The 426-nt window shown below is 51.4% G+C and carries 1 rRNA gene; it reads left to right on the top strand.

What is annotated here, in order from left to right:
* Positions 1 to 107: ribosomal RNA gene (gene rrf / locus ACVOLZ_RS22305) — 5S ribosomal RNA — on the top strand; the annotation flags it as partial.
* Between the last annotated feature and the right edge of the window lie 319 nt (positions 108 to 426).

Below are 426 nucleotides of genomic sequence, written 5' to 3'. Positions count from 1 at the left end.
AATTAGCGCTATGGAACCACCCGATCCCATCCCGAACTCGGAAGTGAAACGTAGCCGCGCCGATGGTAGTGCAGCCTAAGCTGTGCGAGAGTAGGTCATCGTCAGGGTTTTTATCTAGAACCCCGCTGCTCACGCAGCGGGGTTTGTCTTTTTATGTAAGCCAGGTGTTTTTGAGCCTGGGTTAGCTCAACAACTTCACGAAGAACCTCAAGTTCATCAAATAAGGTGTTGACGGAAACAAAAAGCCTGCCATAATAGGCGGCTCGCTTCGACGAAAAGCCTTCGGGCTCAACCTTGAAGCCGCCAAGTCAACAACCTCTCAAAAAGGTGTTGACGAAGCAGAAAAGCCACCATATAATGGGCGGCTCGCTACGACGGAAACGTCGCAGCCTACGAAGAAGGCGCTGAGGCCTGATTCGAAGTTCT

This window comes from Stenotrophomonas sp. STEN020 (genome assembly GCF_056760195.1).
This window is presented reverse-complemented; position numbering and strand designations above follow the sequence as displayed.